The organism is Mesorhizobium sp. WSM4847 (assembly GCF_055811335.1).
In genome coordinates this window covers 1-24768 of record NZ_JBVVPY010000005.1, presented here as the reverse complement: position 1 = coordinate 24768, position 24768 = coordinate 1, and the positions used below count along the sequence as shown (strand labels likewise).

The 24768-nt window shown below is 63.0% G+C and carries 20 protein-coding genes; 12 read left to right on the top strand and 8 right to left on the bottom strand.

Annotated features, from left to right (window positions below; all coding sequences use genetic code 11):
* Window positions 1–116: 116 nt before the first annotated feature.
* The 6 genes from bamA (at window position 117) to lpxB (ending at window position 7053) form a co-directional block, all read left to right on the top strand.
* Window positions 117–2462, top strand: coding sequence for an outer membrane protein assembly factor BamA (bamA, locus tag AC0L28_RS08315; RefSeq protein WP_473476722.1), 2346 nt, complete (start codon window positions 117–119; stop codon window positions 2460–2462).
* Between the two features lie 180 nt (window positions 2463–2642).
* Window positions 2643–3701: a UDP-3-O-(3-hydroxymyristoyl)glucosamine N-acyltransferase gene (gene lpxD / locus AC0L28_RS08310; RefSeq protein ID WP_023801227.1), complete on the top strand. Its 1059-nt coding sequence runs from the start codon at window positions 2643–2645 to the stop codon at window positions 3699–3701.
* 1 nt (window position 3702) lies between these two features.
* Entirely contained in the window at window positions 3703–4161 is a 459-nt protein-coding gene (gene fabZ / locus AC0L28_RS08305; protein ID WP_023801228.1) for a 3-hydroxyacyl-ACP dehydratase FabZ, read from the top strand.
* A gap of 13 nt (window positions 4162–4174) precedes the next feature.
* Entirely contained in the window at window positions 4175–5008 is an 834-nt protein-coding gene (gene lpxA, locus AC0L28_RS08300) for an acyl-ACP--UDP-N-acetylglucosamine O-acyltransferase (RefSeq protein ID WP_023801229.1), read from the top strand.
* A complete protein-coding gene (locus AC0L28_RS08295; protein WP_473476719.1) occupies window positions 4995–5897 on the top strand; it encodes an LpxI family protein in 903 nt (300 codons plus the stop codon). Before lpxA ends, AC0L28_RS08295 begins: the two co-directional genes overlap by 14 nt.
* Complete coding sequence (gene lpxB, locus AC0L28_RS08290; RefSeq protein ID WP_473476718.1) at window positions 5887–7053, top strand: lipid-A-disaccharide synthase; 1167 nt, start codon at window positions 5887–5889, stop codon at window positions 7051–7053. Before AC0L28_RS08295 ends, lpxB begins: the two co-directional genes overlap by 11 nt.
* Window positions 7054–7197: 144 nt before the next feature.
* Here the strand turns inward: lpxB and gltA are convergent, their stop codons facing one another.
* Together gltA and gltX are read right to left on the bottom strand one after the other, a co-directional pair.
* Entirely contained in the window at window positions 7198–8526 is a 1329-nt protein-coding gene (gene gltA, locus AC0L28_RS08285) for a citrate synthase (RefSeq protein WP_473476716.1), read from the bottom strand.
* Window positions 8527–8704: 178 nt separating this feature from the next.
* On the bottom strand, window positions 8705–10129 hold the full coding sequence (gene gltX, locus AC0L28_RS08280; RefSeq protein WP_473476714.1) for a glutamate--tRNA ligase: 1425 nt from the start codon (window positions 10127–10129) through the stop codon (window positions 8705–8707).
* Window positions 10130–10232: 103 nt separating this feature from the next.
* On the opposite strand from gltX, the gene AC0L28_RS08275 reads away from it, so the two are divergent.
* On the top strand, window positions 10233–12689 hold the full coding sequence (locus AC0L28_RS08275; protein ID WP_128168160.1) for a ComEC/Rec2 family competence protein: 2457 nt from the start codon (window positions 10233–10235) through the stop codon (window positions 12687–12689).
* Here the strand turns inward: AC0L28_RS08275 and lexA are convergent.
* From lexA to AC0L28_RS08245, 6 genes are all read right to left on the bottom strand, one after another.
* Window positions 12683–13420, bottom strand: coding sequence for a transcriptional repressor LexA (gene lexA / locus AC0L28_RS08270; protein WP_128172416.1), 738 nt, complete (start codon window positions 13418–13420; stop codon window positions 12683–12685). The two genes, AC0L28_RS08275 and lexA, sit on opposite strands and share 7 nt — an antisense overlap.
* A 104-nt stretch (window positions 13421–13524) precedes the next feature.
* Window positions 13525–14730: a molybdopterin molybdotransferase MoeA gene (locus tag AC0L28_RS08265; RefSeq protein WP_473476712.1), complete on the bottom strand. Its 1206-nt coding sequence runs from the start codon at window positions 14728–14730 to the stop codon at window positions 13525–13527.
* Window positions 14730–15227: a cyclic pyranopterin monophosphate synthase MoaC gene (moaC, locus tag AC0L28_RS08260; protein WP_473476709.1), complete on the bottom strand. Its 498-nt coding sequence runs from the start codon at window positions 15225–15227 to the stop codon at window positions 14730–14732. The genes AC0L28_RS08265 and moaC overlap by 1 nt, the downstream gene beginning before the upstream one ends.
* 66 nt (window positions 15228–15293) lie before the next feature.
* Complete coding sequence (gene trpC, locus AC0L28_RS08255; protein WP_128168163.1) at window positions 15294–16145, bottom strand: indole-3-glycerol phosphate synthase TrpC; 852 nt, start codon at window positions 16143–16145, stop codon at window positions 15294–15296.
* A 4-nt stretch (window positions 16146–16149) separates the two neighbouring features.
* Window positions 16150–17160 (bottom strand): anthranilate phosphoribosyltransferase, encoded by a 1011-nt coding sequence (gene trpD, locus AC0L28_RS08250; RefSeq protein ID WP_023801239.1) that lies wholly within the window; start codon window positions 17158–17160, stop codon window positions 16150–16152.
* A complete protein-coding gene (locus AC0L28_RS08245; RefSeq protein ID WP_473476706.1) occupies window positions 17157–19049 on the bottom strand; it encodes a SurA N-terminal domain-containing protein in 1893 nt (630 codons plus the stop codon). The genes trpD and AC0L28_RS08245 overlap by 4 nt, the downstream gene beginning before the upstream one ends.
* A 146-nt stretch (window positions 19050–19195) precedes the next feature.
* Here AC0L28_RS08245 and tpiA point away from each other — a divergent pair, with 146 nt between their 5' ends.
* The 5 genes from tpiA to AC0L28_RS08220 all read left to right on the top strand — a co-directional run bounded on the left by tpiA (window position 19196) and on the right by AC0L28_RS08220 (window position 24410).
* Entirely contained in the window at window positions 19196–19963 is a 768-nt protein-coding gene (tpiA, locus tag AC0L28_RS08240) for a triose-phosphate isomerase (RefSeq protein WP_091593810.1), read from the top strand.
* A 305-nt stretch (window positions 19964–20268) separates the two neighbouring features.
* Entirely contained in the window at window positions 20269–20727 is a 459-nt protein-coding gene (gene secG / locus AC0L28_RS08235) for a preprotein translocase subunit SecG (protein WP_023801242.1), read from the top strand.
* 211 nt (window positions 20728–20938) lie between these two features.
* Window positions 20939–22051, top strand: a complete 1113-nt coding sequence (locus tag AC0L28_RS08230) for a L,D-transpeptidase (RefSeq protein ID WP_473477076.1) — start codon at window positions 20939–20941, stop codon at window positions 22049–22051.
* A 148-nt stretch (window positions 22052–22199) separates the two neighbouring features.
* Window positions 22200–23837, top strand: a complete 1638-nt coding sequence (locus AC0L28_RS08225; protein ID WP_084833810.1) for a CTP synthase — start codon at window positions 22200–22202, stop codon at window positions 23835–23837.
* Window positions 23838–23870: 33 nt separating this feature from the next.
* A complete protein-coding gene (locus tag AC0L28_RS08220; protein ID WP_473476702.1) occupies window positions 23871–24410 on the top strand; it encodes a DUF1697 domain-containing protein in 540 nt (179 codons plus the stop codon).
* Window positions 24411–24768: the final 358 nt, after the last annotated feature.

Genomic DNA, 24768 nt, shown 5'->3' with positions numbered 1-24768 from the left:
ATACAAATTAACCAGGAGCCTTGCGTGTAGGGAAAATCCGGTTAATACGGTAGGGGAAATTACCGCACGTCCGGTTTTCTCGCCGTGGGGACTTCGAGAAAAGGTACAAAAGCCCGATGAAGGCAGCATCCAAGTTTCTGAGCGCCGCGTCCGCGGTGGCCCTGTCCGCCGCCCTGGTCGTACCAGGTGCGGTCGCAGTGCAGTTCGTTGCCACATCGGCGGCCGAGGCCGCTGTTGTTTCAAGAGTTGAAGTCAGCGGCAATCAGCGTGTCGACGCCGAGACGATCCGCAACTACGTCACGATCAAGCCCGGCAGGCCGTTTTCCAGCGCCGATATCGACGAGGCGGTCAAGGCGCTGTTCGGCACCGGGCTGTTCTCGGACGTCCAGATCAACCAGGTCGGTTCGACGCTGGTCATCAAGGTTTCCGAATATCAGGTCGTGAACCAGGTGCTGTTCCAGGGCAACAAGAAGCTCAAGGACAACGCGCTGGCGGCGGCGGTCCAGTTGAAGCCGCGTGGAACGTTCTCGCAGCAGGCGCTCGATGCCGATGTCGAGGCGGTCAAGGCCGCCTACAGGCGTATCGGCCGCGACGACGCCGCCGTGACCACCCAGATCATGGATCTCGGCGACAACCGCGTGAACGTGGTGTTCAACATCAACGAAGGCGGCCGCACACAGATCGCCGCGATCAATTTTGTCGGCAACAGCGCCTACTCGAGCCGTCGCCTGTCCGATGTCATTTCGACCAAGCGCTCGACCATCCTTTCGTTCGTGCTGCGCGACGACGTCTATGACGAAGACAAGCTCAACGCCGACCAGGAATTGCTGCGCCGTTTTTATTACAATCACGGCTATGCCGATTTCCAGGTGATTTCCGCGGTCGGCGAGCTCGACGAAACCACCAATAAATACACGGTGACCATCACCGTGCAGGAGGGCGAGCGCTACACCTTCGGCGACATCAGCGTCGAGAGCACGATTCCCGAAGTCGAGGGCGCATCGCTGCAGTCGGTGGTCGAAACCCACAAGGGCGATGTCTACAACGCCGAGAACGTCGAAGACACCATCATTGCATTGACCGAGAGGGTCGCCGGTTCCGGCTATCCCTTCGCCCAGGTGACGCCGCGCGGCGACCGCAATTTCGAGAACCACACCATTTCAGTGGTCTATACGATCGACCAGGGCACCAAGGCCTATGTCGAGCGCATCGAGATCCGCGGCAACGACCGGACACGCGACTATGTCATTCGCCGAGAATTCGACGTGAGTGAGGGCGATGCATTCAACCAGGTTCTCATCCAGCGCGCGAAGAAACGGCTGGAAGCGCTCGATTTTTTTGAGAAAGTCGAGGTTTCGACCGTGCCCGGCTCTGAGCCTGACCAGGTGGTGCTGGTGGTCGACGTGGTCGAGAAGTCGACCGGCGAGTTCTCCGTCGGCGCCGGCTATTCGAGCGGTGGCGACACCGAAGGCCCGACCATCGAAGGATCGATCAGCGAACGCAACTTCCTCGGACGCGGCCAGTTCATCAGGCTTTCGGCGGGCGGCGGCAAGAATTCGCGCGACTACAGCTTCTCCTTCACCGAGCCCTATTTCCTCGGGCGGCGCATTGCCGCCGGTTTCGATGTCTTCAACCGGACCAGGGAATACGACGACTACAAGAGCGAGACGCTAGGCGCGACAGTGCGTTTCGGCCTGCCGATCACCGACGACATCTCGACGCAGCTGGCGTATAATATCTCGCAGGAGAAGTACAAGCTCGACGATGATTGCGATCTCCCTGGCTGCACCGTCTCTACGGCTATCCTAAATGGCATTGCGGAAAGCCCGTGGCTCAAGTCGTCGGTCAGTCTCGGCCTGGTCTACAACACCATCGACGACATGAAGAACCCGCATGAAGGCATCTTCGCCAATGTCACCACGGAATTCGCCGGCCTCGGCGGCGACGCCAAATTCGTCAAGGTGACAACGCGCGGCAGCGTCTATCAGACGTTGTCGGAGCAGCTTGATCTGGTTGGTTTGATTTCGGGCGGGGCTGGCCATATCCAGGGCTTCGGCAACGACGACCTGCGCATCTTCGATCATTTCCAGAGCAGCGACCGCATGATCCGCGGCTTCGCCTATGGCGGCATCGGTCCTGTCGACAACCAGGGCTTTGACGACCATCTCGGCGGCACCACCTATTTCAACGCCTCGGCGGAAGCTCAGTTTCCGATGCCGATCATTCCGGAGAGCTTCGGCCTGCGCGGCGCGGTCTTTGCCGATGCGGCGACACTTTATGGCAACGATGTGGCGGGTGTTGATCCATCGACAACCAGCATGGAATGGCGTGCCTCGGCCGGCGTCGGCTTGATGTGGGCGTCGCCTTTTGGCCCGATCCGCATCGACTATGCGATCCCGGTCCTCAAGGAGGACACCGACGACGTGCAGGAATTCAACTTCGGCATATCGTCCCGGTTCTGATCGGCGGGCAACGATACGTCCGGGCCGTAGCGGTCCGGAAGAAAGTAATTCGACACTACGGCGCCGCGTGTCCTCCTGGACGCGCAAAGGACGCTGCAGGACTTTGATTTTGCGCATTATCCTTTCCGAAAATCGATTCCGATTTTCGGGGTCGTGCGCTAGCTGGATATAGCTTCTGGAATGACCGATCCGGTGTTCTTCGCGCCATCACGCCGGTATACGGCTGGCGAAGTCGCGAATCTGACCGGCTCGGTGCTTGTCGATTCCGACCTCTCCGATAGATCGATCGAAGCCTTGGCGCCGGCAAGCGAAGGCGGCGAGCACGCTCTTGTCTTTGTCGATGGCAGACGCAACTTCGCGCTAATGCAATCGCTGCGAGCAGCGGCGGTTCTATGCCCCGCCGAATTTGCCGGCAAAGCGCCGGCGGGTATCGCGGTTCTGATCCATCCGCGCCCGCAACAGGCTTTCGCGATGGTCGGCCGCCTGCTTTTCCCGGCGGCTGCGACACCGGCGCCGATGACCGGCGAAACCGGTATCTCGCCGCATGCCCATATCGATCCATCGGCGCGCGTCGAGGCCGGCGCGATCGTCGAGGCCGGCGCGATCATCGGCCCTCGCGCTTCTATCGGCAGCGGAACCGTCATTGCTCCTCATGCCGTTATCGGTCCCTCCTGCCAGTTCGGCCGCGACGGCTATGTCGGCCCAGGCGCCAGCATCCAGTACGCGCTGATCGGCAACCGCGTCATCATTCATGGCGGCGCCCGCATCGGCCAGGACGGTTTTGGCTTCGTGGCCGGGGCCAAGGGTCCGGAGCGCGTGCCGCAAATCGGCCGGGTCGTCATCCAGGACGACGTCGAGATCGGCTCCAATACCACGGTCGATCGCGGCGCCATGTCCGACACGATTATCGGTCAAGGCACCAAGATCGACAATCTGGTCCAGATCGCTCATAACGTCCGCATCGGCCGCAATTGCATAATCGCCGGCCTTTCGGGTATTTCCGGTTCCGTAACGGTGGGCGACAACGTCACCATGGGTGGCGGTGTCGGTCTTGCGGATCACTTGACGGTAGGGACAGGGGCCAAGCTTGCTGCAAGAAGCGGGTTCATGAGCAACGTCCCCGCAGGCGAGATTTGGGGAGGGTACCCGGCGCAGCCGATGGCGGAAGCCATGCGGGAGATCGCAGCTCTGCGAAGACTGGCCAGGGCGCGCAAATCGGGCGACGGAGGGAAGAGCTGAGATGGTTGCGGCGACAACGCTCGAGGCGGTCGACATATTGGGGCTGATGAAGCTCCTGCCGCATCGCTATCCGTTCCTGATGATCGACCGCATCATCGATATCGATGGCGACGAGTCCGCCACCGGCATCAAGAACGTGACCATAAACGAGCCGCATTTCCAAGGTCATTTCCCGGATCAGCCGGTCATGCCCGGCGTGCTGATCGTCGAGGCGATGGCGCAGACGGCCGGCGCCATCTGCATCCGCAGCCTAGGCACCGAAAAACCGTCGCTGGTCTATTTCCTGACCATCGACAACGCCAAATTCCGTAAACCGGTCGTTCCCGGCGACCAGTTGAAGATCCATGTGAAGAAAATCAAGAAACGCGGCAACCTTCTCAAATTCGCCTGCGAGGCTCTCGTCGACGGCGTCAAGGCCGCGGAAGCCGAGATCTCGGCGATGATGGTCGCGAGCGACTGACGATCGAATGCTTATGAAAATCCAGACAGTCATCCATCCATCGTCGGTCATCGAGGCCGGCGCAAAAATCGGCGAAGGCGTCCGCATCGGGCCATTCTGCCACATCAGCGCCGACGCGGTGCTCGGCGACCGCGTCGAACTGGTCAGCCACATCTCGGTGATGGGCGCGACCACCATCGGTGCGTCGACCAAGGTGTATCCGATGGCGACACTGGGCGCGCCGCCGCAGAATACCAAGCACAAGGGCGGCCGCACCACGCTGGTCGTCGGCGAGAACTGCACGATCCGCGAAGGCGTGACCATGCACCTCGGCACCGATTCCAGCCGCGGCGAGACGACGATCGGTGACAACGGCAACTTCCTTGCCTACGCCCACATCGCCCATGACTGCATCGTCGGCAAGAACGCCACTTTCGCCAATCAGGCGACGTTGGGCGGCCATTGCGAGATCGGCGACAACGTCTATATCGGTGGTCTCAGCGCCGTTCATCAGTTTGTCCGCGTCGGCGACAACGCCTTTCTCGGCGGTTGCTCGGCATTCGTCGGCGATGTCATTCCCTACGCCATCGCCGTCGGCAATCGCGCCAGCCTTCGCGGCCTCAACATCATCGGCCTGAAGCGCGCCGGCCTGCCGCGCTCCGAGATCCACACGCTGCGCAAGGCCTACAAGACGATCTTCGATCGCTCCCGAACCGTCGGCGAAAACATCGAGTTCGCCAAGGCGGAATTCGCCTCGTCACCGACCGCCATGAAGATCATCGATTTCATCGCCAGTCGCGGTAAGCGGCACTATGCCGTCCCGTCGCTCAAGGCTGGCGGCGGCGACGATGCCGATGACGAAGATTGAGGGCACCCGGACGGGCCTTGATCTCGCGCCAGACGCCAGGGTCGGCATCATCGCCGGCGGCGGCAGTTTGCCGGTCGAAGTCGCCAAGGCGCTTGCTGGGCAAGGCAAGTCTCCCTTCGTGGTAATAGTGGCGGGCGAGGTCGACCGGATAGCCGACTTCGACGCCTATGAGCAGGCGACGTTGAGGCTGGAGGATGTCGGCTCACTGCTGCCGACGCTCAAAAATAGTCATGTTACCCATTTGGTGACAGCGGGCCATATCACACGCCGCCCCAGGCTGAGCGCCATGCGCCTCAATCTCGGCCTGCTCGCCTGGGTGCCCAGCCTTCTTGTCGGCGTAACCCAAGGCGACGACACCGTGTTGAAACTGTTCGTGCGAAGGGTCGAGCGCAGCGGCATCAAGGTGGTCGGCGCCCATGAGATCGTGCCGGAACTGGTCGCCGCCGAAGGCGCGCTGACCAAGGCAGCGCCGCGGAAATCCGACTGGCGCGACATCAAAGCGGCCCACGCAGCGGCAATGGCCATCGGCGCGCTGGATATCGGCCAGGCGGCTGTTGCGATCGGCGGCCGCGCCATCGCGCTGGAAGGCATCGAGGGTACCGACGGATTGCTCGATCGAACACGGCAGTTGCGCGGCCATGGCAGGCTGGCCGGCAGAACGCGCGGCGTCCTGGTCAAATGCGCCAAGCCTGGCCAGGAGTTGCGCGCCGATCTGCCCTCCATCGGCCCGCAGACGATCGAGGCGGCGCATGCCGCCGGACTTGCCGGCATTGCCGTCGAAGCCGGCCGCTCGCTGGTTCTCGAAGGCCCGACAGTCGTCGCTCGCGCCAACGCGCTCGGCATGTTCGTGATCGGCCTGCCTGCTGCGGAGCCGGTGCATGGCGACTGAGCGACCGCTGAAGATCGCCATCGTCGCCGGCGAGGAATCCGGCGACCTGCTTGGCGCCGACATCGTAGAGGCGCTCAAGCGCGTGACCGGCCGCGAGGTCCGGCTCGTCGGCATCGGCGGCCGGCATTTGCAGGCGCTCGGCCTCACGCCGCTGTTCGACGGCGGCGAGATCGCGCTGATGGGATTGAGCGCCATCCTGCGCGATCTGCCGCGCCTGATACGACGGATCAGCCAGACGGCCGGTGCGGTCGCCAATGAAAAGCCGGACTGCCTCATCACCATAGACAGCCCGGATTTTTCGCTGCGCGTGGCGAAAAAGGTGCGTGCCGCCGATCCAGCAATCCCGATCGTCCACTATGTCTGCCCGAGCGTCTGGGCATGGCGGCCGGGCAGGGCGGTGGCGATGAAACCGTATGTCGACCACATCCTCTGCATCCTGCCTTTCGAAGTGAGGGAACTCGCCCGCCTCGGCGGTCCGACCGGCACCTATGTCGGCCATCGCCTTACCCACGATCCGGGCGTGCTCGGCGCCGCCAAGGCGCAAAGCCTGCCGCGCGACCTGTCCGACGATCGTGTGAAGACACTGCTTGTGCTGCCCGGCTCGCGTCGCGGCGAGGTGCGACGGCTGGCCGGCCCGTTCGGCAAGACGATCTCGATCCTGCGTGCTCGCGGACACCGCTTGCGCCTGCTGTTGCCGACGGTGCCGCATGTCGCCGACCTGGTCAGGGCTTCGGTGGCAAGCTGGGACGAGAAGCCGGAGATCATCCTTGATCCCGAGCGCAAATGGCAGGCCTTCGGCAAGGCCGACGCAGCGCTGATCGCATCGGGAACGGTGTCGCTGGAACTGGCGCTGTCGGGTGTGCCGATGATCTCCTGCTACCGGCTCGATCCGGTCATGCGGATGGCCCAACGCCTGGTCACCGTATGGAGCGCCTCCTTGCCCAATCTCATCGCCGACCGCCCGATCGTGCCGGAGAGCTACAACGAATATGTGCGACCGCACTATCTGGCGCGGCAGTTGGAGGCGCTGTTTTCCGACACCGCCTATCGCGCATGGCAGAAGGGCGGTTTTGCCGAGGTGGCCAGACGCATGGCCGTCGACAGACCGTCTGGCGACATCGCTGCAGGGGTCGTGATGAGGTGTATCAAGCGGTGAATGGTGAAGTGGTGAATAGTGAATGGTGAATGGTCAAAATCCTGCTTGAGCATAGGCCACAAAGAGACCCTGCTTCACTATTCACTATTCACTATTCACTATTCACTATTCACTATTCACTATTCACTATTCACTATTCACTATTCACCGTTTAGCAATCGGCACGTAGTCGCGTTCCGGCGCACCTGTATAGAGCTGGCGCGGGCGGCCTATCTTCTGGTGCGGATCCTCGATCATCTCCTTCCACTGCGCGATCCAGCCGACGGTGCGGGCGACCGCGAACAGCACGGTGAACATGGTGGTGGGGAAGCCCAGCGCCTTCAGCGTGATGCCGGAATAGAAATCGACGTTCGGATAAAGCTTCTTCTCGATGAAATAGGAATCGGTCAGAGCGATCCTTTCCAGTTCCATGGCGATATCGAGCAGCGGATCGTCCTTGATGCCGAGTTCGCCCAAGACCTCATGTGCGGTCTTCTGCATGATCTTGGCGCGCGGATCGTAGTTTTTGTAGACGCGGTGGCCAAAGCCCATCAATCGGAACGGATCGTTCTTATCCTTGGCGCGGGCGATGAACTCCGGGATGTGGTCGACTTGGCCGATCTCGCCCAGCATGTTCAAGGCTGCCTCGTTAGCGCCGCCATGGGCCGGTCCCCACAGGCAGGCGATGCCGGCGGCGATGCAGGCGAACGGATTGGCGCCCGACGAGCCGGCGAGGCGGACGGTCGAGGTCGAGGCGTTCTGCTCGTGATCGGCGTGCAGGATGAAGATGCGCTCCATCGCACGCGCCAGCACCGGGTTGATCTTGTATTCCTCGCACGGCACGGCAAAGCACATATGCAGGAAGTTGGCCGCGAAATTCAGCTCGTTCTTCGGGTAAATGAAGGGCTGGCCGATGTGGTATTTATAAGCCATCGCCGCGATCGTCGGCATCTTGGCGATCAGCCGCATCGATGCGACCATGCGCTGGTAGGGGTCCGAGATGTCGGTGGAATCGTGATAGAAAGCTGACAGCGCACCGACCACGCCGCACATCACCGCCATCGGGTGGGCGTCGCGGCGAAAGCCGGTGAAGAAGCGCGACATCTGCTCGTGCACCATGGTGTGGCGCGTCACCCGGTAGTCGAAATCGTCCTTCTGCGCCTTGGTCGGCAGTTCGCCGTAGAGCAAGAGATAACAGACTTCGAGGAAGTCGCCGTGCTCGGCCAACTGGTCGATCGGATAACCGCGATGCAAAAGGATGCCGGCATCGCCATCGATGAAGGTGATTTCCGACTCGCAACTTGCCGTCGAGGTGAAGCCGGGATCATAGGTGAAGGCCCCGGTGGTGCTGTAAAGCGCGCCGATATCGATGACATCAGGTCCGACCGAGCCGCTTCGCACCTTGAGTTCGTGAGTTTTGCCGCCGAATTCAAGTTTCGCGGTCGACGCGTGGGTTTTGCCGCCAAATTCCTTTTTTGTCGCAGCTTCGGACATTGCAAACTCCTTTTTGTTTTCTCATGTCGGCAAAGGCAAAATTTCTGCAAGCAACACGTCGAAAGTATCGGAGTTCGCGCGTTGCGCCCGCAATTGGATTGCGTGCCAAATTGGGCCAAGATCTAATGTTGCACTGCGAAACCCACCTTTCAATGCCAATCTTCTTGGGCCAGTTTTGCTAATCGATTTGATCCGCGACGCGCGCCAGGCTTTCCTCGCGGCCAAGCACGGCAAGCACGTCGAACACGCCGGGCGAGGTGCTTTTGCCGGTGAGCGCGGCGCGCAAAGGTTGGGCCACTGCGCCAAGCTTATGACCGCCGGCCAGCGCATATTCGCGGATCGCCGCTTCCGCCGCTGCGGCCGTCCAATCCCCTGAAATCGCCTTCAGCGCCGCATGGGCGCCCCGCAGGATCTCGCGCGCCTCGCCGCCGAGCAGCGCCGCCGCCTTCTCGTCGATCGGCAGCGGCCGCTCGGCAAACAGGAAGGCGGCACCGTCGACCAGCTCGACCAGCGTCTTGGCGCGCTCCTTCAAGCCGGGCAGGGCGGCCAGCAACTGCGCCTTGCGTGTGTCGTCGAGGCGCGCTGCGATCGCCGGGCCGCCTTCGAGATAGGGCAAGGTGTTGATGAAGATATCGAGCAATTCGGGCTCGTTCATGCGCCGCATATGCACGCCGTTCAGCGCCTCGAGCTTGGCGAAGTCGAAGCGGGCGGCCCCCTTGTTGACATCGCCGATGTCGAACCACGCAATCATGTCGGTGATCGATATGACCTCGTCGTCGCCGTGGCTCCAGCCGAGCCGCGCCAGGTAGTTGAGCAGTGCCTCGGGCAGATAGCCCATGGCGCGATAGGCTTCAACGCCGAGGGCGCCGTGCCGCTTCGACAGCTTGGCGCCGTCGGCGCCATGGATCAGCGGGATATGCGCGATTGACGGCACCTCCCAGCCCAAGGCTCGATAGATCACCATTTGGCGGGCGGCATTGGTCAGATGGTCGTCGCCGCGGATGATGTGGGTGATGCCCATGTCGTGGTCGTCGACGACGACGGCATGCATATAGGTCGGGTTGCCGTCCGAGCGCAGGATGATGAAATCGTCGAGGTCCTTGTTGGGGAAGCGGACTTCGCCCTGCACGCGGTCATGCACCACCGTCTCGCCTTCGGCCGGCGCCTTGATGCGGATCGCGCCCCTGGCGCCAACCGGCGCCTCTGACGGGTCGCGGTCGCGCCAGCGGCCGTCATAGCGGGGAGGCAAGCCCTTGGCCCGCGCACTCTCGCGCATCGCCTCCAGCTCAGCCGGCGCGGCATAGCAGTAATAGGCTTTGCCGAGGCGCACCAGCTCCTCGGCGACCGCGCGGTGGCGCGGCGCTCGCTCGAACTGCGATACCGGCTCGCCGTCCCAGGTGAGGCCGAGCCAGGAGAGCCCATCGAGGATGGCAGCGGTTGCCGCATCGGTCGAACGCTCGCGATCGGTGTCCTCGATGCGCAGCAGCATCCTGCCGCCGGTGTGTTTCGCATACAGCCAGTTGAACAGCGCCGTGCGCGCCCCGCCAATATGCAGGAATCCGGTGGGCGAAGGGGCAAAACGGGTGACGACCTTGTCGGACATGGAACTCTCGGGGCAAGCGCAGGAAACGGATGTGGCTGCGCGGACTTTCGCGCGTCGCGCGTTCATGTAGCATAGGAGGTCAAGGGCGCAAGGGGCGAACCCTATGGCTGGACCAGGCCGCGGCGTGGACGAGAGCGAGGGCGCGACCGCAAGCGTCAGCGAACGATCGCTGTTTGCCGACGTTCCTCACACTGAGTCGCTACCCGTTTCGCTGCCTGCGTCGCCGCTGAGCATCCAGCCTCTTTCGCCGGATCGCCCGGCGCCGATACCGGCTTCAGCACCCGGCCCTGTCATTCGTTTTCGCCGACAGCTCAGCCATCTTTCACCATCCGGTGTCCGCAACAGCGTGGCCGCGGCAGCCGGCCTGGAACTCGACCGGGGCGTCGCCTTCCTGCTGGTGCCGGTTTTCCTGGCATGCGGGGTGATCGTCTATTTTTCGCTTGCCGTCGAACCGGACTTTGCCCAGCCCATCGCCGTCGTGGTCCTTACGGCATTGTGTGCGGCCGTCACGCGCTCACGCCGCAAAACGCACCTGTGCTTCATGGCAGCGTTGCTGTGCGCGCTTGGTGTGCTCGCCGCCAAGGTTGAAACCTGGCGCGCCGGAACGAAGATGCTCGGTTCGGAAATCCAGACCCGGCTGACCGGCCGTGTCGTCAGGCTCGACCAGATGGCGAACGGCCGGATCAGGCTGACCATCGACGTGATGTCGACCGCCCGGCCGACACTGCGTTATGCACCCGAACGTGTCAGGGTGTCGGCACGCAAGATTCCCGCTGAGATGACCGCAGGCTCGGTGGCAACCGGCTATGTGAGGCTTCTGCCTCCGACTGGCCCGGTCAGACCGGACAGCTTTGACTTTTCCTTTGACAGCTATTTCGCCGGCATCGGTGCCAGTGGCTTTTTCCTCGGCAGTCCAAAGATCGTCGTCTCCGAAGATGCACCGTTAACCGCACGCCTTTCTTCGTCGATCGAGAAGGCGCGCGAAACCATCGCCGACCATATCAGGGACAGCATCGGTGGTGCCGAGGGGGAGATTGCCGCTGCGCTGATCGTCGGCGTGCGTGCCGGCATCCCCGAAGAGATAAACGAATCGATGCGGCGCACCGGCATCTACCACATCATCTCCATTTCCGGCCTGCACATGGCGCTTGTCGCCGGCACCGTCATGGGATTGCTGCGCGGCGCCTTTGCGCTGTTTCCCGACTTTTCGTCGCGCCGGCCGGTCAAAAAATATGCGGCTGCTGCTGCACTCGTCTCCATCGCTGCTTATCTGATCTTTTCCGGTATCGTGGTCGCGGCTGAACGCAGCTTCATCATGCTGGCGGTAATGCTTGTCGCCGTGCTGTTCGACCGGGCGGCACTCACCATGCGCAACCTGGCGATTTCGGCCATCGCCGTCATCGTCGTGTCGCCGCACGAGGTGGTCGGCGCAAGCTTCCAGATGTCGTTCGCCGCGACTGCGGCTCTCGTGGGCGCCTATGCCGGTTGGTCCGACTATCGTGCCGACAAGGCCAAGGCGCCGCGACAGCGACGGTCACCGGTCGCTTTCGTCACGCGCAAGCTCGTCGCCGGGGCAGGCACCATCGCAATGACCTCCATCATTGCCGGCAGCGCCACCGCGCTCTTCGCCATCTGGCACTTCCAGCGCGTCTCGCCGCTCAGCCTGTTCGCCAATCTGGCCGTCATGCCGATCGTCACGATCGTCATGTTCCTGGCCGTCCTCAGCGCCTTGGCAATGCCTTTCGGCCTCGACGGCCCTTTCCTCTACATGATGGGCAAGGGCCTGACGGCGATGATTGCAATTTCGGGATGGATCTCGGAGCGTTCGCCGGTCGATGCAGTCGGCCTGATTTCGTTGCAATCGGTTCTGCTGGTGACGGTCGCCTTAGTCATCGCCACGATGGCGACGACATGGCTGCGGCTTGCGGCACTTCCCTTTGCGCTCGCCGGCCTGCTGACGATTTCCGAGACGCGCACCCCCGACGTGCTGATCTCGGAGGATGCGCATCTGGTGGCGCTGCCGATCGGCGGCGGCGAACTTGCCGTCAACCGGATGCGTTCGAACGAATTCACCACCGACAACTGGAAACATGCGCTGGTTTCAACAACGATCGTCGAGCCGGAGACATTCGAAAAAGGAGATGTGCGGTTCGACATCGCCGATCCGGCCGACCTGCCGCCGGGAGCGCCTTTCACCTGCACTGCCGGCCTGTGCCTGGCCCGGCATCCGTCCGGCGCGCTCATCGCGCTCGCCGACAACCGCAAAACCGCGCGGCCGGCCTGTGCCTTTGCGGATTTGATCGTCATCGACGATGCCACAGCCTATTACAAACCCTGCCGCAACCCGCTGGTTCTCGTCGTCACCAAACGGCAGCTCGCTCGCATGGGCAGTGCCGCCGTCTTCTTCGATCCGCTATCGGCGAAGACGCGCGCAGAAATCCGTTTTGCCGTCAGACAGCCATACAGGCCTTGGCATGAGCAGCGGCGATTTTCGCGCGAGGCGAGGGGCCTGCCGCCATACCGCAGGGCCGAGAAACCCAAGAAGCCTGCCGTTCAGTAACGCCGGATCAGTCCGACGAGCTTGCCCTGCACCTTGACCCGGTCCGGCCCGAAGATGCGCGTCTCGTAGGCCGGATTGGCGGCTTCCAGTGCGATCGAGGCACCTTTGCGGCGGAATCGTTTCAGCGTCGCTTCCTCCTCGTCGACCAGAGCGACAATGATCTCGCCAGGCTGGGCGGTTTCGGCGTTGCGGATGATGACCGTGTCGCCGTCGAAGATGCCGGCCTCGATCATCGAATCACCCTTGACCTCCAGCGCGTAGTGCGTGCCGCCGGTGATCATGTCCGGTGGCACCGAGATCGAATGCGTCTGGTGCTGGATGGCGTCGATCGGCACACCGGCAGCGATGCGGCCCATCACCGGTATGGAGACGGTGGCAACGACGTCGTCGTCATTGCCGGCAGCACGCATGCGCGAAGGCGCCGGCTTGATCTGGCGTCCGAGGCCGCCCTGCCCAAGGGAGCCTTGAATGACGCTCGGCGAGAATTTGCGCGCCGCATTGAGGCCCGGCGCGATCGAATCGGGCAGGCGCAGCACCTCCAGCGCGCGGGCGCGGTTGGGCAGGCGGCGAATGAAACCGCGTTCCTCCAGCGCCGTGATCAGCCGGTGGATCCCTGATTTGGAGGCGAGGTCGAGCGCTTCCTTCATCTCGTCGAACGAGGGCGGAATGCCGCTTTCCTTCAGCCGTTCGTGGATGAACATCAGCAGTTCATGTTGTTTGCGTGTCAGCATCGCGACCCCCAACAGAATCAGAAAAACAAACCCAGAACAAACACTATCTGTTCCAGTTGTGTTCCGCAACCATTTAAAGTTTAATGAATGTGTTGACGTTTTGTTCAGCGTAGCATCAGCACGCTGCAGGCGGCGCCGGCTGCGGCTGCGGGAGCGAATGGCTCGCGTACGACCAGTCCGTTGGCGTCGGCCAGCATTCTGAGCATCGAGGAATCCTGGATACTGAACGGCGTTGCCTCAAGCGTGCCAGCTTCTTCCTTCACCACCGCGCGTACATAGTCCTGCCTGAGATCGTTAGCCGGCATGGCGGCGCCGAGCCGCGCCAGACGCATGTCCTGGCGGAAGGCGCGGCCGCCGAGCCGCGCCAGCAGCGGCTTCAGAAAGAGCTGCGTGCAGACCAGGCTGGCCACCGGATTGCCAGGCAGGCCGATGCAGCGGATGGCGCCCAGCCGCCCGAACATCAGTGGCTTGCCGGGCCGCATGGCGATTTTCCAGAAATCGAGCGCCATGCCTTCGCCGGTCAGCACGTCATGGACGAGGTCATGGTCCCCGACCGAGGCGCCGCCCAGCGTGACGATGACGTCCGCGCCTGCGTCGACGGCTTTTGTCACCAGCGCGGCGATCGCGTCCTTGCGGTCGGCGGCGATGCCGAGATCGAGTGCGCTGGCGCCGACCGAGCGGGCCGCGGCGGCGACGCCATAGGCATTGGAGGAGATTATCTGGTCGGGGCCAAGGTCGCTGCCCGGCGGCAGCAATTCGTCGCCGGTGGCGATGATGGCGACCAGCGGCCGTTTCACCACGCGGACCTGCTGGTGGTTGGCCGACGCCGCCAGCGACAATGCCGCCGGATCAAACAGGCGGCCTTTCTCCAGCAGCATGTCGCCCTGCGAGAAATCGAGCCCGAGGCGGCGGATGTTGCGGCCTTCAACCGTCGGCGCGGTCACTTCGACCATGCCGCCGCCGAGGTCGCGGACATTCTCCTGGATGACGATGGTGTCGGCGCCTCCGGGAAGCGGCGCGCCGGTGAAGATGCGCACGGCCTGCGCCGCGCCGACTGTTCCGGCAAAGCCTCGTCCGGCCGGCGCCATGCCGATCACCGAAAGTCTCGCGGGCACGGACGCGACATCGTCGGCCCGCACGGCATAGCCGTCCATGGCCGACGCGTTGAATGGCGGCTGGGTGCGGAGCGCCATGAGCGGCTCCGCCAGCACGCGGTCGGCGGCATCCATCAGGGCGACGCTTTCAGCCTGCAAGGGCGCAGCATCCGCAAGCAGGTGCTCGAGCGCCTCGGCGACCGCAAGCAGCGCCATTATTGGCCTGCCCCCTCGGCATCCGCCTTGTAGTCGCCGGATTTGCCGCCGGTCTTTTCCACCAGCCTGATGCCGGAGATGGCCATGCCGCGATCGACCGCCTTGGCCATATCATAGATGGTCAGGCAGGCGACCGAGACGGCGGTCAGCGCTTCCATCTCGACGCCGGTCTTGCCGGTGACGCGGGCCAGCGCCGTGACCTTCAGGCCGGGCAGCGTCGCGTCAGGTTCGATGTCTACCGATATCTTGGTCAACAGCAGCGGATGGCAGAGCGGGATCAGCTCATGCGTCCTCTTGGCCGCCATGATGCCGGCGATGCGCGCCGTACCCAGCACGTCGCCTTTCTTGGCATCGCCGTCGAGAATCATTTTCAGCGTTTCGGGCCGCATCGAGACAAGACCTTCGGCGATTGCCGTGCGGGTCGTCTCCGCCTTGTCGCCGACATCGACCATATTGGCTTCGCCTTCCGCGCCAAGATGGGTGAGGGCGGCCGACATCGTCAGGTCACCCTGGAGCGACGTGCGTCCGTTTGGACGCACAAACTACGCTCTAACGCTTTGTATCTATGCATCATGCTCTCCGAAAATCGATTCCGACTTTCGGGAAGATGCATTGGCGGGCGCCTTGCCCATCAAAAGCAGGTGCGTCGCAGTGGCCACGTCCTGTTGCCGCATCAGGCTCTCGCCGACGAGGAAAGTGCCGATGTCGCTCCGTTCCAGCCTGCGGCAGTCCTGGTGCGAGAAAATACCGCTCTCGCTGACCAGCAGCCGGTCGGCCGGCACCATCGCCGCGAGCCGTTCCGATGTCTCGATGCTGGTTTCGAACGTCCGCAGATTGCGGTTGTTGATGCCGATCAGCCGCGACGACAGTTTCAGCGCGCGTTCCGTCTCGGCCTCGTCATGCACCTCGACCAGCGCATCCATGCCGAGCTCGAACGCCGTCGTCTCGAGTTCCCTGGCCACGGCGTCATCGACGCTCGCCATGATGATCAGGATGGCGTCCGCGCCCCACGCACGGGCCTCGAACACCTGATAGGGCTCGAACAGAAAATCCTTGCGCAAAGCCGGCAATGTCACGGCGCTGCGCGCATTGGTGAGGAATTCAGGCGCCCCTTGGAAAGACGGCGCATCGGTCAGCACCGAGAGGCAGGCAGCCCCACCTTTGGCATAGGCCCTGGCCAGCGCCGGCGGATCGAAATCGGCGCGGATCAGGCCCTTGGACGGGCTCGCCTTCTTGATCTCGGCGATCAGCGCGAAACTGCCGGATTTGCGTTTGGCTTCAAGGGCCGAGAGAAAGCCGCGCGGTGCATCGGTAGCCCTCGCCCGTGCCTTGATTTCGGCAAGCGGCACCCGCGCCTTCGCCGCCGCGATCTCGTCGCGCTTGTAGGCTTCGATCTTGCGCAGGATATCAGACACGGCGCTATCCGTTTGAAATCTCGACCAGCCGGTCAAGCACCTTTAGCGCCCGGCCGCTGTCGATGGCTTGCGCCGCCGTCGCCATGCCATCGGCAAGCGTCGTCGCCTTTCCCGCCACCACCAATCCGGCGCCGGCGTTCATCAGCACCGTATCGCGAAAGGCGCCGGCAGCGCCGCCCAGCATGTCGCGCAGCGCCTGGGCGTTGTAGGCGGCATCGCCGCCGCGCAACTCATCCTTGGTATGCCGCTTCAGCCCGACCGCTTCCGGGGTCAGCGTAAAGCTGCGGATCTCGCCGCCGACCAGTTCGGCGACTTGGGTTTCGCCGGTGGTGGTGATCTCGTCATAGCCGTCGCCATGGGCGACCCAGGCGTGGTCGGCGCCCAGTGCCTTCAACGTCTCGGCCACCGGCATGATCCATTCCGGCAAGAAGACGCCAACCATCTGCCTGACGACACCAGCCGGATTGGAGAGCGGGCCAAGCAGGTTGAAGATTGTGCGGGTGCCGAGCTCGGCGCGGATCGGGCCGACATGCTTCATCGCCGGATGATGCGCCGGTGCGAACATGAAGCCGACGCCTGCGTCGTGGATGCAGCGGCCGATCGTTTCCGGCGGGATGTCGAGCTTGACGCCAAGCGCGGTCAGCACGTCGGCGGCGCCGGTCTGCGAGGACAGTCCGCGATTGCCGTGCTTGGCCACCGGCACGCCGCAGGCGGCGATGACGAACGCGGATGCGGTCGAGATGTTGACGCTGTGCGAATTGTCGCCGCCGGTGCCGACGATGTCGATGGCGCCAGCCGGCGCGTCGACGCGCAGCATCTTGGCGCGCATGGTGGCGACGGCGCCGGAAATCTCGCTCACAGTCTCGCCGCGCACGCGCAGCGCCATCAGGAAGCCGCCGATCTGGCCGGGCGTAGCGTCGCCCGACATGATGATGTCGAAGGCATCGCGCGCTTCCTCGAAGGAAAGGGAGCTGCCAGCGGCGACCTTGGCGATATGGGTCTTGAGCGCGCTCATCTGGTCAGGGCTTGGGCAACGGCGGTTTGGTCGATGCGAACGTCATATTGCGTCTGCAGCTGCGCCACCAACTGGTCGAGAAGGTCGTCGGACATGCCGGCGGTGAACGATTTCTGCTCGTCGTCCGGCACCGAGCTGGCGTCGGCTCCGGCAGGCTCGAACACTTCGGCAATCCTGAACAGGATCTGTCCGTCGCCGGTGGGCGAGGGGATCAATCCGGTCCCGCCTTCGCCTTCGCCGAACATCGCAGCCGCCCCTTCCTTGCCGAAATCGGCGTCGTCCGCCCCGCGCTTGACGCCGCGCTTGGTCTGCTTCTCAAGCTTGAGCTCGCTCGCGATCACGTCGAGCGTAGTGCCGGCCTCGAGACGCTTTTCGAGCTCCTGCGCTTTTGCGGAGAGCCGCTTGGTCGTTTCCGCCGCGGTCCAGTCGGCCACCACCTTCTGGCGGACTTCATCCAGCGTGCGGTCGCGGGCCGGCGTGACCGAATCCACCTCGTAGAACACGAAGCCGTTTTTGGCAGTGGTGAGGTCGGGATTCTCGGTACCGGGTTCGGCATCGAACACCGCCTTGATCAGCTCTGGCGATTCCGGCAGATCCTTGACGATGGCGCCGTCCGGCCTCAGGCCGGTGCGATCGATCGCGTCGACGGTGACGACCTTCAGCTTCAGTTTTTCGGCCGCTTGCTCGAGCGTGCTGCCCGAAGCGCGGCTGTCTTCGTAACTGTCATGCACGTCGAGCAGAATGCGGCTTGCCTCGCCCAGCGCCAGGTCCTTGCGGATGTCGGCGGCCACTTCGGCCAGCGGCTTCACCACTTCGGGCTTGATCTCGGTGACGCGCAGCAGCACCGGACCGAAGGCGCCCTGAACGACCGGGCTGACTTCGTTGACGTTGAGCGCAAACGCCGCATCCGCCACCGCCTTGTCGGCGATCTTGTCCTTGGACAGCGTGCCGAGCAGCGTGTCGGCCTGCGTCTTGCCCTCGGCGGCGACGAGTTTGTCGAATGTCGCGCCGGTCTTGAGTGAATCGAGCGCGGCCTTCGCGGCATCGGGCGTTTTGAACACGAGCTGTTCGATGGTGCGCGTTTCCGCCGTGGTGTAGCGCCCCTTGTTCTTGTTGTAGTCGTCGCTGACCTGCTGGTCGGTCACGGCACTCACATCCATGATGTCTTCCGGCTCGAGCCTGACATAGGAGAATTTGCGGTATTCGGGCGCCGCATAGGTCTTCTTGTTTTCCTCGAAATACGCCGAAAGCGTAGTGTCGGATGGCGCTTCGATCGGTTCGACCAGCGATTTCGGCAAGGTCAAATAGTCGATGGTGCGGTCTTCGCCACGATAAAGCGCGACCGCCTTCAAGAACGTATTCGGGGCCTTGAGGCCGTCCGAAACCGCCTCGACGATCTGCTGGCGCACAGCCACCTGGGCGCGATTCCTGAGATAGTCTTCCGGCCGCATGCCGACCTGTTGCAGTATGTATTCGAAAGTCCTTCTGTCGAAGTTGCCGCCGGGACCCTTGAAGGCCGGGTCTTCATGCGTGAGTTGGGCCAGCCGGTCCTTGGACAGCCCAAGCCCGAGCTTGCGGGCCTGCTCATCGAGGACTGCCCCCGACACGAGTTGCGCCAGCACCTGGTTGTCGAGGCCGAGCGCCGTCGCCTGCTCGCGGCTGATGCGCTGGCCGAATTGCTGCGACATCACGCTGATCTGCCGGTCATAGGCCAGCCGATACTCGTTGATCGACACTTTGGTGCCGCCGGCCGTGACAACCGCGTCGTGGCCTGCAAAACCACCGACCATCTGTCCGGAAATGCCCCAGACGGCGAAGCTCAACACCAACAATATCAGCAGCGCTTTCGCGATCCAGGTCCCCGCGGCGCTTCTCAAGATACCAAGCATGGTCACTTCCGATTTTTTCGCGCATTTTCGCATGCGCCGAGTCTGAAACAAGCGCAATAGCGTCCTTCCGGCCCACTGTCGATTGCTTTGTGGGCTGAGTTTGGTAGTGAGGACGCAGCCGAATATTGCCCGGAGAAGCAAATCCCATGACGCCTGGAATCCGCCCGCTGGTCGCTGGCAACTGGAAAATGAACGGCACCAGCGCCTCACTCAACGAACTCAGGATGATCGGCAACGGCTTCATGAGCGGGCTCGATGCCGAGACCGAAGCGCTGGTCTGCGTTCCGGCGACGCTGCTTGCGCATGCCGCGGAGATCTTGTCGCGCACGCCGGTCCGGGCCGGGGGCGAGGATTGCCACAGCAAGGAGAGCGGCGCCCATACCGGCTGTATTTCGGCCGAGATGCTGAAAGATGCGGGCGCCAGTCACGTCATCGTCGGCCATTCCGAACGCCGCGCCGATCAAAACGAGGACGACGCCATTGTCCAGGCAAAGGCGTCCGCCGCGTGGCGCGCCGGGCTGGTTGCCATCATCTGCATCGGCGAGACGAGAGCCGAGCGCGAGGCGGGCGCCACGCTCGACGTGCTGTCGCGCCAGGTCGCCGGCTCGGTGCCGCCGAATGCAACGGCATCGAATACCGTCATCGCCTACGAGCCGGTATGGGCGATCGGCACGGGGCTGACGCCGACTGCCGCCGACGTTGCTGAGGCGCATGCGCATATTCGCGAAAAACTGTCGGAAAAGCTTGGCAGCGCAGCGGCAAAGATGCGCATCCTCTATGGCGGCTCGGTCAAGCCGTCGAACGCGGTCGAACTGCTTGGCGTAAAAAATGTCGACGGCGCGCTGGTCGGCGGCGCCAGCCTGAAGGCGGCGGACTTTCTCGGCATTGCCGAAGCCTATCGAAACATCTCCTAAAGCGCGTCGCGTTTGGCCGGCCTAATGCGACGCGCTTTAGGTTGTTGTTTTTACGCATGTCGTTATCGCAAAACCGCTGCACACCCTCGGGTCAGGCCCAAGGGCATGCTTTTGCGCGACATGCTTTAGCATCGAAAGGCTGTCGGGCACTTCGGATACTGTGCCGCAGCGGAAAATGTTGCAACGGCGGCATTGCTTCCCATATTCCGGCCACGGGCTTGGAATTGCCGTCAAAGCATTGTATTGAGCCGCCTCCAAATCACCGGTCGTATCTGCGGCCGCGCAAGGCTTTGCCAGGATAAATTATGGAAACCGTACTGATCGTCGTCCACCTCATGGTTGTGCTCGCTCTTGTCGGCGTGGTGCTGCTGCAGCGCTCCGAAGGCGGCGGCCTCGGCATCGGCGGCGGATCGGGCTTCATGACCGCGCGCGGCGCCGCCAACGCGCTGACGCGGGCGACGGCGATCCTGGCGGCGGCGTTCTTCGCCACCTCGCTGACCTTGTCGATCGTCGCCCGTTACGGCGAGAAGCCGATCGACATTCTCGATCGCGTGCCTGTGACGAACGGCGGGGGCGGCGTGCTCAACCAGTTGCCTGGCACCACGACGCCGACACCGCCGTCCGGCAATACGGCGCCAACGCCGCCTTCCGGCAATGATGCCGCAGCCCCGGCCCCCGCTGCACCGCCAGCGGCGGGAGCGACCACGCCGCCGGCCACAAACGGCGCCACCCAGCCAGTAACGCCGCAGGTTCCAAACCAGTAATCAGCAGACGTCCGGCGCCGCGATCTGTTGTTGTTTGAACACAGTCGCGGCAAATGCCGCACGATCGCGAGGATTCGACCGGGCGCGGCACGCCAGGGCGCTTGAGGCGTCTCCGATTAATCGATTATAGATTGCGCGCGGCACATTCGGGGTCCTTGGGGGACGCCGGGCAACGCCGTGGCAACAAGCATTGAACGATCGGATCTTCGCCATGCAGCTTCGCAGCTTCATTTCAGCCGGCCTTTGGGCCGTGCTCAGCCTTGGTGCGCCCGCTTACGCGGCCATGCCGGCGGGCAATTCGGCCCCTGCAATCACAACTGACGTCGTCAACGTCGCCGCCAAAAGCGATTCGGCGCAACTAAAACTCCTCAAGAAGAAAAAAGACCCGACCGCGGCCGATCTTGCCCAGATCAGGAAGCTCGAAGCCAAGATCGCGGCTGGCAAGCAGGCTGCTCGAGTAAAGGCCATCGAGGCAAGGAAGCTGGCGATGCGCGAGGCGGCCAAAGCCAAGTCGGACGCGGAACGGCAGGCGTTTCTTGCCAAAAAGGGCCTCGTCAAGAAGGATAAGTCCGCTGGCCAAGCCAGGCTGGCCAATGCCAGGCCGGTCAAGATCATCGACCCTATGCAACCCATCGCAGCAGTCCAGTCGGCCGAGGCCATTCCCGCCGAGGCCATGAACGTCGCGCTGACCGGCAACAACGGCGAATTGCGTAGCGAGCCGGTCGGACAGAAGCCGCAGCGCGTCGGGCTGTTCGCCGGCCTGTTCGGCGGCACGTCCTCGTCGATGTCGTTGCTGCCCGAGACCCGCGCCCTCGATGCCGCGCTCGCCAGCAAGGAAGCCAGGAAGCAGTTCAAGGTGAGGCCGGAGTTCGTGCCGCAAGAGGTCGAGTTCACCGGCTATAGCCCCGGCACCATCGTCATCGATACCAGTGCGCGCCGCCTCTATCTCGTCGAATCCTCCTGGACCGCCCGCCGTTATGCGATTGCGGTCGGTCGTGACGGCCTGCAGTTCAAGGGCACGGTCGCCGTCGGCGACAAGCAGGAATGGCCCCGCTGGATCCCGACGCTCGACATGCAGAAGCGTGAGCCGAAGAATTACGGCCGGTACAAGGATGGCATGCCCGGCGGCGGCGATAACCCGCTCGGCGCGCGCGCCATCTATCTCTACGACGGCAGGAAGGACACCCATCTGCGTATTCACGGCACCATTGCACCGCAGTCGATCGGGACGAGCTCCTCCAACGGCTGTTTCCGCATGATCAACGAGCACGTCATGGACCTTTATCGCAGGGTGAAAGTGGGCACCAAGGTCGTCATCATCTGACGCCTTGACGGGTCAAACAAAAGGGCCGGCCTCGCCGGCCCTTTTGTATTGGTGGTGGGCCAGCTTGGGCATCACCAGGTCGCCTTCTCTGGAAAAAGCCTTCGCGGCGGTTTTTTCTCTGGCGGAATCAATTCGGCCGCGTTAAGCGATGACTCCCATGGCGCGATATGTATTCATCACAGGCGGCGTGGTTTCCTCACTCGGAAAAGGCATCGCTGCAGCGGCCCTTGGGGCTCTCTTGCAGGCGCGAGGCTATCGCGCGCGCATCAAGAAGCTTGATCCCTATCTCAATGTCGATCCCGGCACGATGTCGCCATACCAGCATGGCGAAGTCTTCGTGACGGATGACGGCGCCGAGACCGATCTCGATCTTGGCCATTATGAGCGCTTCACCGGCCGCTCGGCCAACCAGCAGGACAACATCACCACGGGTCGCATCTACAAGAACATCATCGAGCGGGAGCGACGCGGCGATTATCTTGGCGCCACCGTGCAGGTCATTCCGCATGTCACCGACGAGATCAAGAATTTCATTCTCAACGGCAATGACGACTATGACTTCGTCCTGTGCGAGATCGGCGGCACCGTCGGCGACATCGAGGCGATGCCGTTTCTGGAGGCGATCCGCCAACTTGGCAACGACCTGCCGCGCAACAACGCCGTCTACGTGCACCTGACGCTGATGCCCTATATTCCAACGGCGGGCGAATTGAAGACCAAGCCGACCCAGCATTCGGTCAAGGAATTGCGCGGCATCGGCATCGCGCCCGACATCCTGCTGGTCCGCGCCGACCGCCCCATCCCCAGGGAAGAGCGCCGCAAACTGTCGCTGTTCTGCAATGTGCGCGAGAGCGCCGTCATCCAGGCGCTCGACGTGCCGCACATCTACGACGTGCCGATGGCCTATCACAATGAAGGACTGGATTCGGAAGTGCTCGCCGCTTTCGGCATCGATCCGGCGCCGAAGCCGCGGATGGAGCCGTGGCAAGCGGTGTCCAAACGCATCCACAACCCGGAAGGCGAGGTGACCATCGCCGTCGTCGGCAAATATACCGGCCTCAAGGACGCCTACAAATCGCTGATCGAGGCGCTGTCGCATGGCGGTCTCGCCAACCGCGTCAAGGTCAAGCTCGACTGGATCGAGAGCGAGATATTCGAGAAGGAAGACCCGGCGCCGTGGCTGGAAAAGGTCCACGGCATTCTGGTCCCCGGCGGTTTTGGCGAGCGCGGCGCTGAAGGCAAGATCCTTGCGGCGAAGTTCGCCCGCGAGCGAAAAGTGCCGTATTTCGGCATCTGCTTCGGCATGCAGATGGCCTGCATCGAGGCAGCGCGTTCGCTGGCCGGCGTCAATCATGCCTCGTCGACCGAATTCGGTCCTACCGAGGAACCGGTCGTCGGCCTGATGACGGAATGGCTGAAAGGCAACATGCTGGAGAAGCGCAGGGAAACCGGCGACCTCGGCGGCACCATGCGGCTCGGTGCCTATCAGGCGGACCTCGCCAGGGGCTCGAAGATCGCCGAGATCTATGGCGACACGCAGATTTCCGAGCGCCACCGCCACCGCTACGAGGTCAATGTCGACTACAAGGAGCGGCTCGAGGATTGCGGCCTGGTTTTTGCCGGCATGTCGCCGGACGGCGTGCTGCCGGAAACGGTCGAATATCCCGACCATCCCTGGTTCATCGGCGTGCAATATCATCCCGAGTTGAAAAGCCGGCCGCTAGACCCGCACCCGCTGTTTGCCAGCTTCATCGAGGCGGCGGTGGAGCAGAGTCGCTTGGTCTAAATCGACAGGCTATCGTGAGATATCCGGGCTAGCATGCAAACCTACGTCGCTTTGCTTTACAGCATCGTCCTGGGCGAGGGGCGGCGTGTCGTCATGTCCGATCTCAGGGCCATGACAGAAGGCCTGGGCCTGAACAACCCGCGCACGCTGGTGGCGACCGGCAATCTGGTTTTCGAAACGAAAGAAACAGAGATTGCCGCGCTGGAGCGCCGATTGGAGACGGCGTTCCAAAAGACCTTCGGCCGCCATGTCGACATCATCGTACGCCGCGCAGATGACTGGTTGAAGCTTGCGGCCGGCAATCCGTTTCCCGCCGAATCGGCTGCCGCCGCGGATCGGGTAGCGGTGCGCGTGATGCGCAAGCCCGTTCCCGCTGAGGCCGTCGCGGCGCTGGAGGCCTATATCGGCAAGGATGAGCGGATGCAGGCCGTCGGCGGTGACATCTGGATCTTCTTTTCGCGCGAGACGCCAAGCTCGCGTCTTTTGGCGGGGATAAGCCATAAACGGCTCGGCATCGGCACCTCGCGCAACTGGAACACCGTGCGCAAGCTAGCCGAGATGGTCGGCGGATAGGGCTTCCCCTTCTCCCAGGGAGAGTATAGCGACGGGGAGAAAGACGCCTTGGCCAAAGATTTCGCCAATCTGCAGCGCTGCAGAAAGGGGCGCCGATGTTGCGGCCAGCCCCCTTCTCCCCGTCACTATACGGGGAGAAGGTGCCGACAGGCGGATGAGGGGCGGCGCTGACATCGACACCCCAGGACAACTCCACCTCCGGGAAATCGCCTCAGGTGGCGCTGCCCCTCATTGCCCTGCCGGGCATTTCTCCCCGTATAGAGACGGGGAGAAAGACGCCTTGTCCGAACCGGATAGATAGGTAACAGAATGGACTGATTGCATGGGTGACAGTTTTCTCCTTCGCCGGGAGGACCGG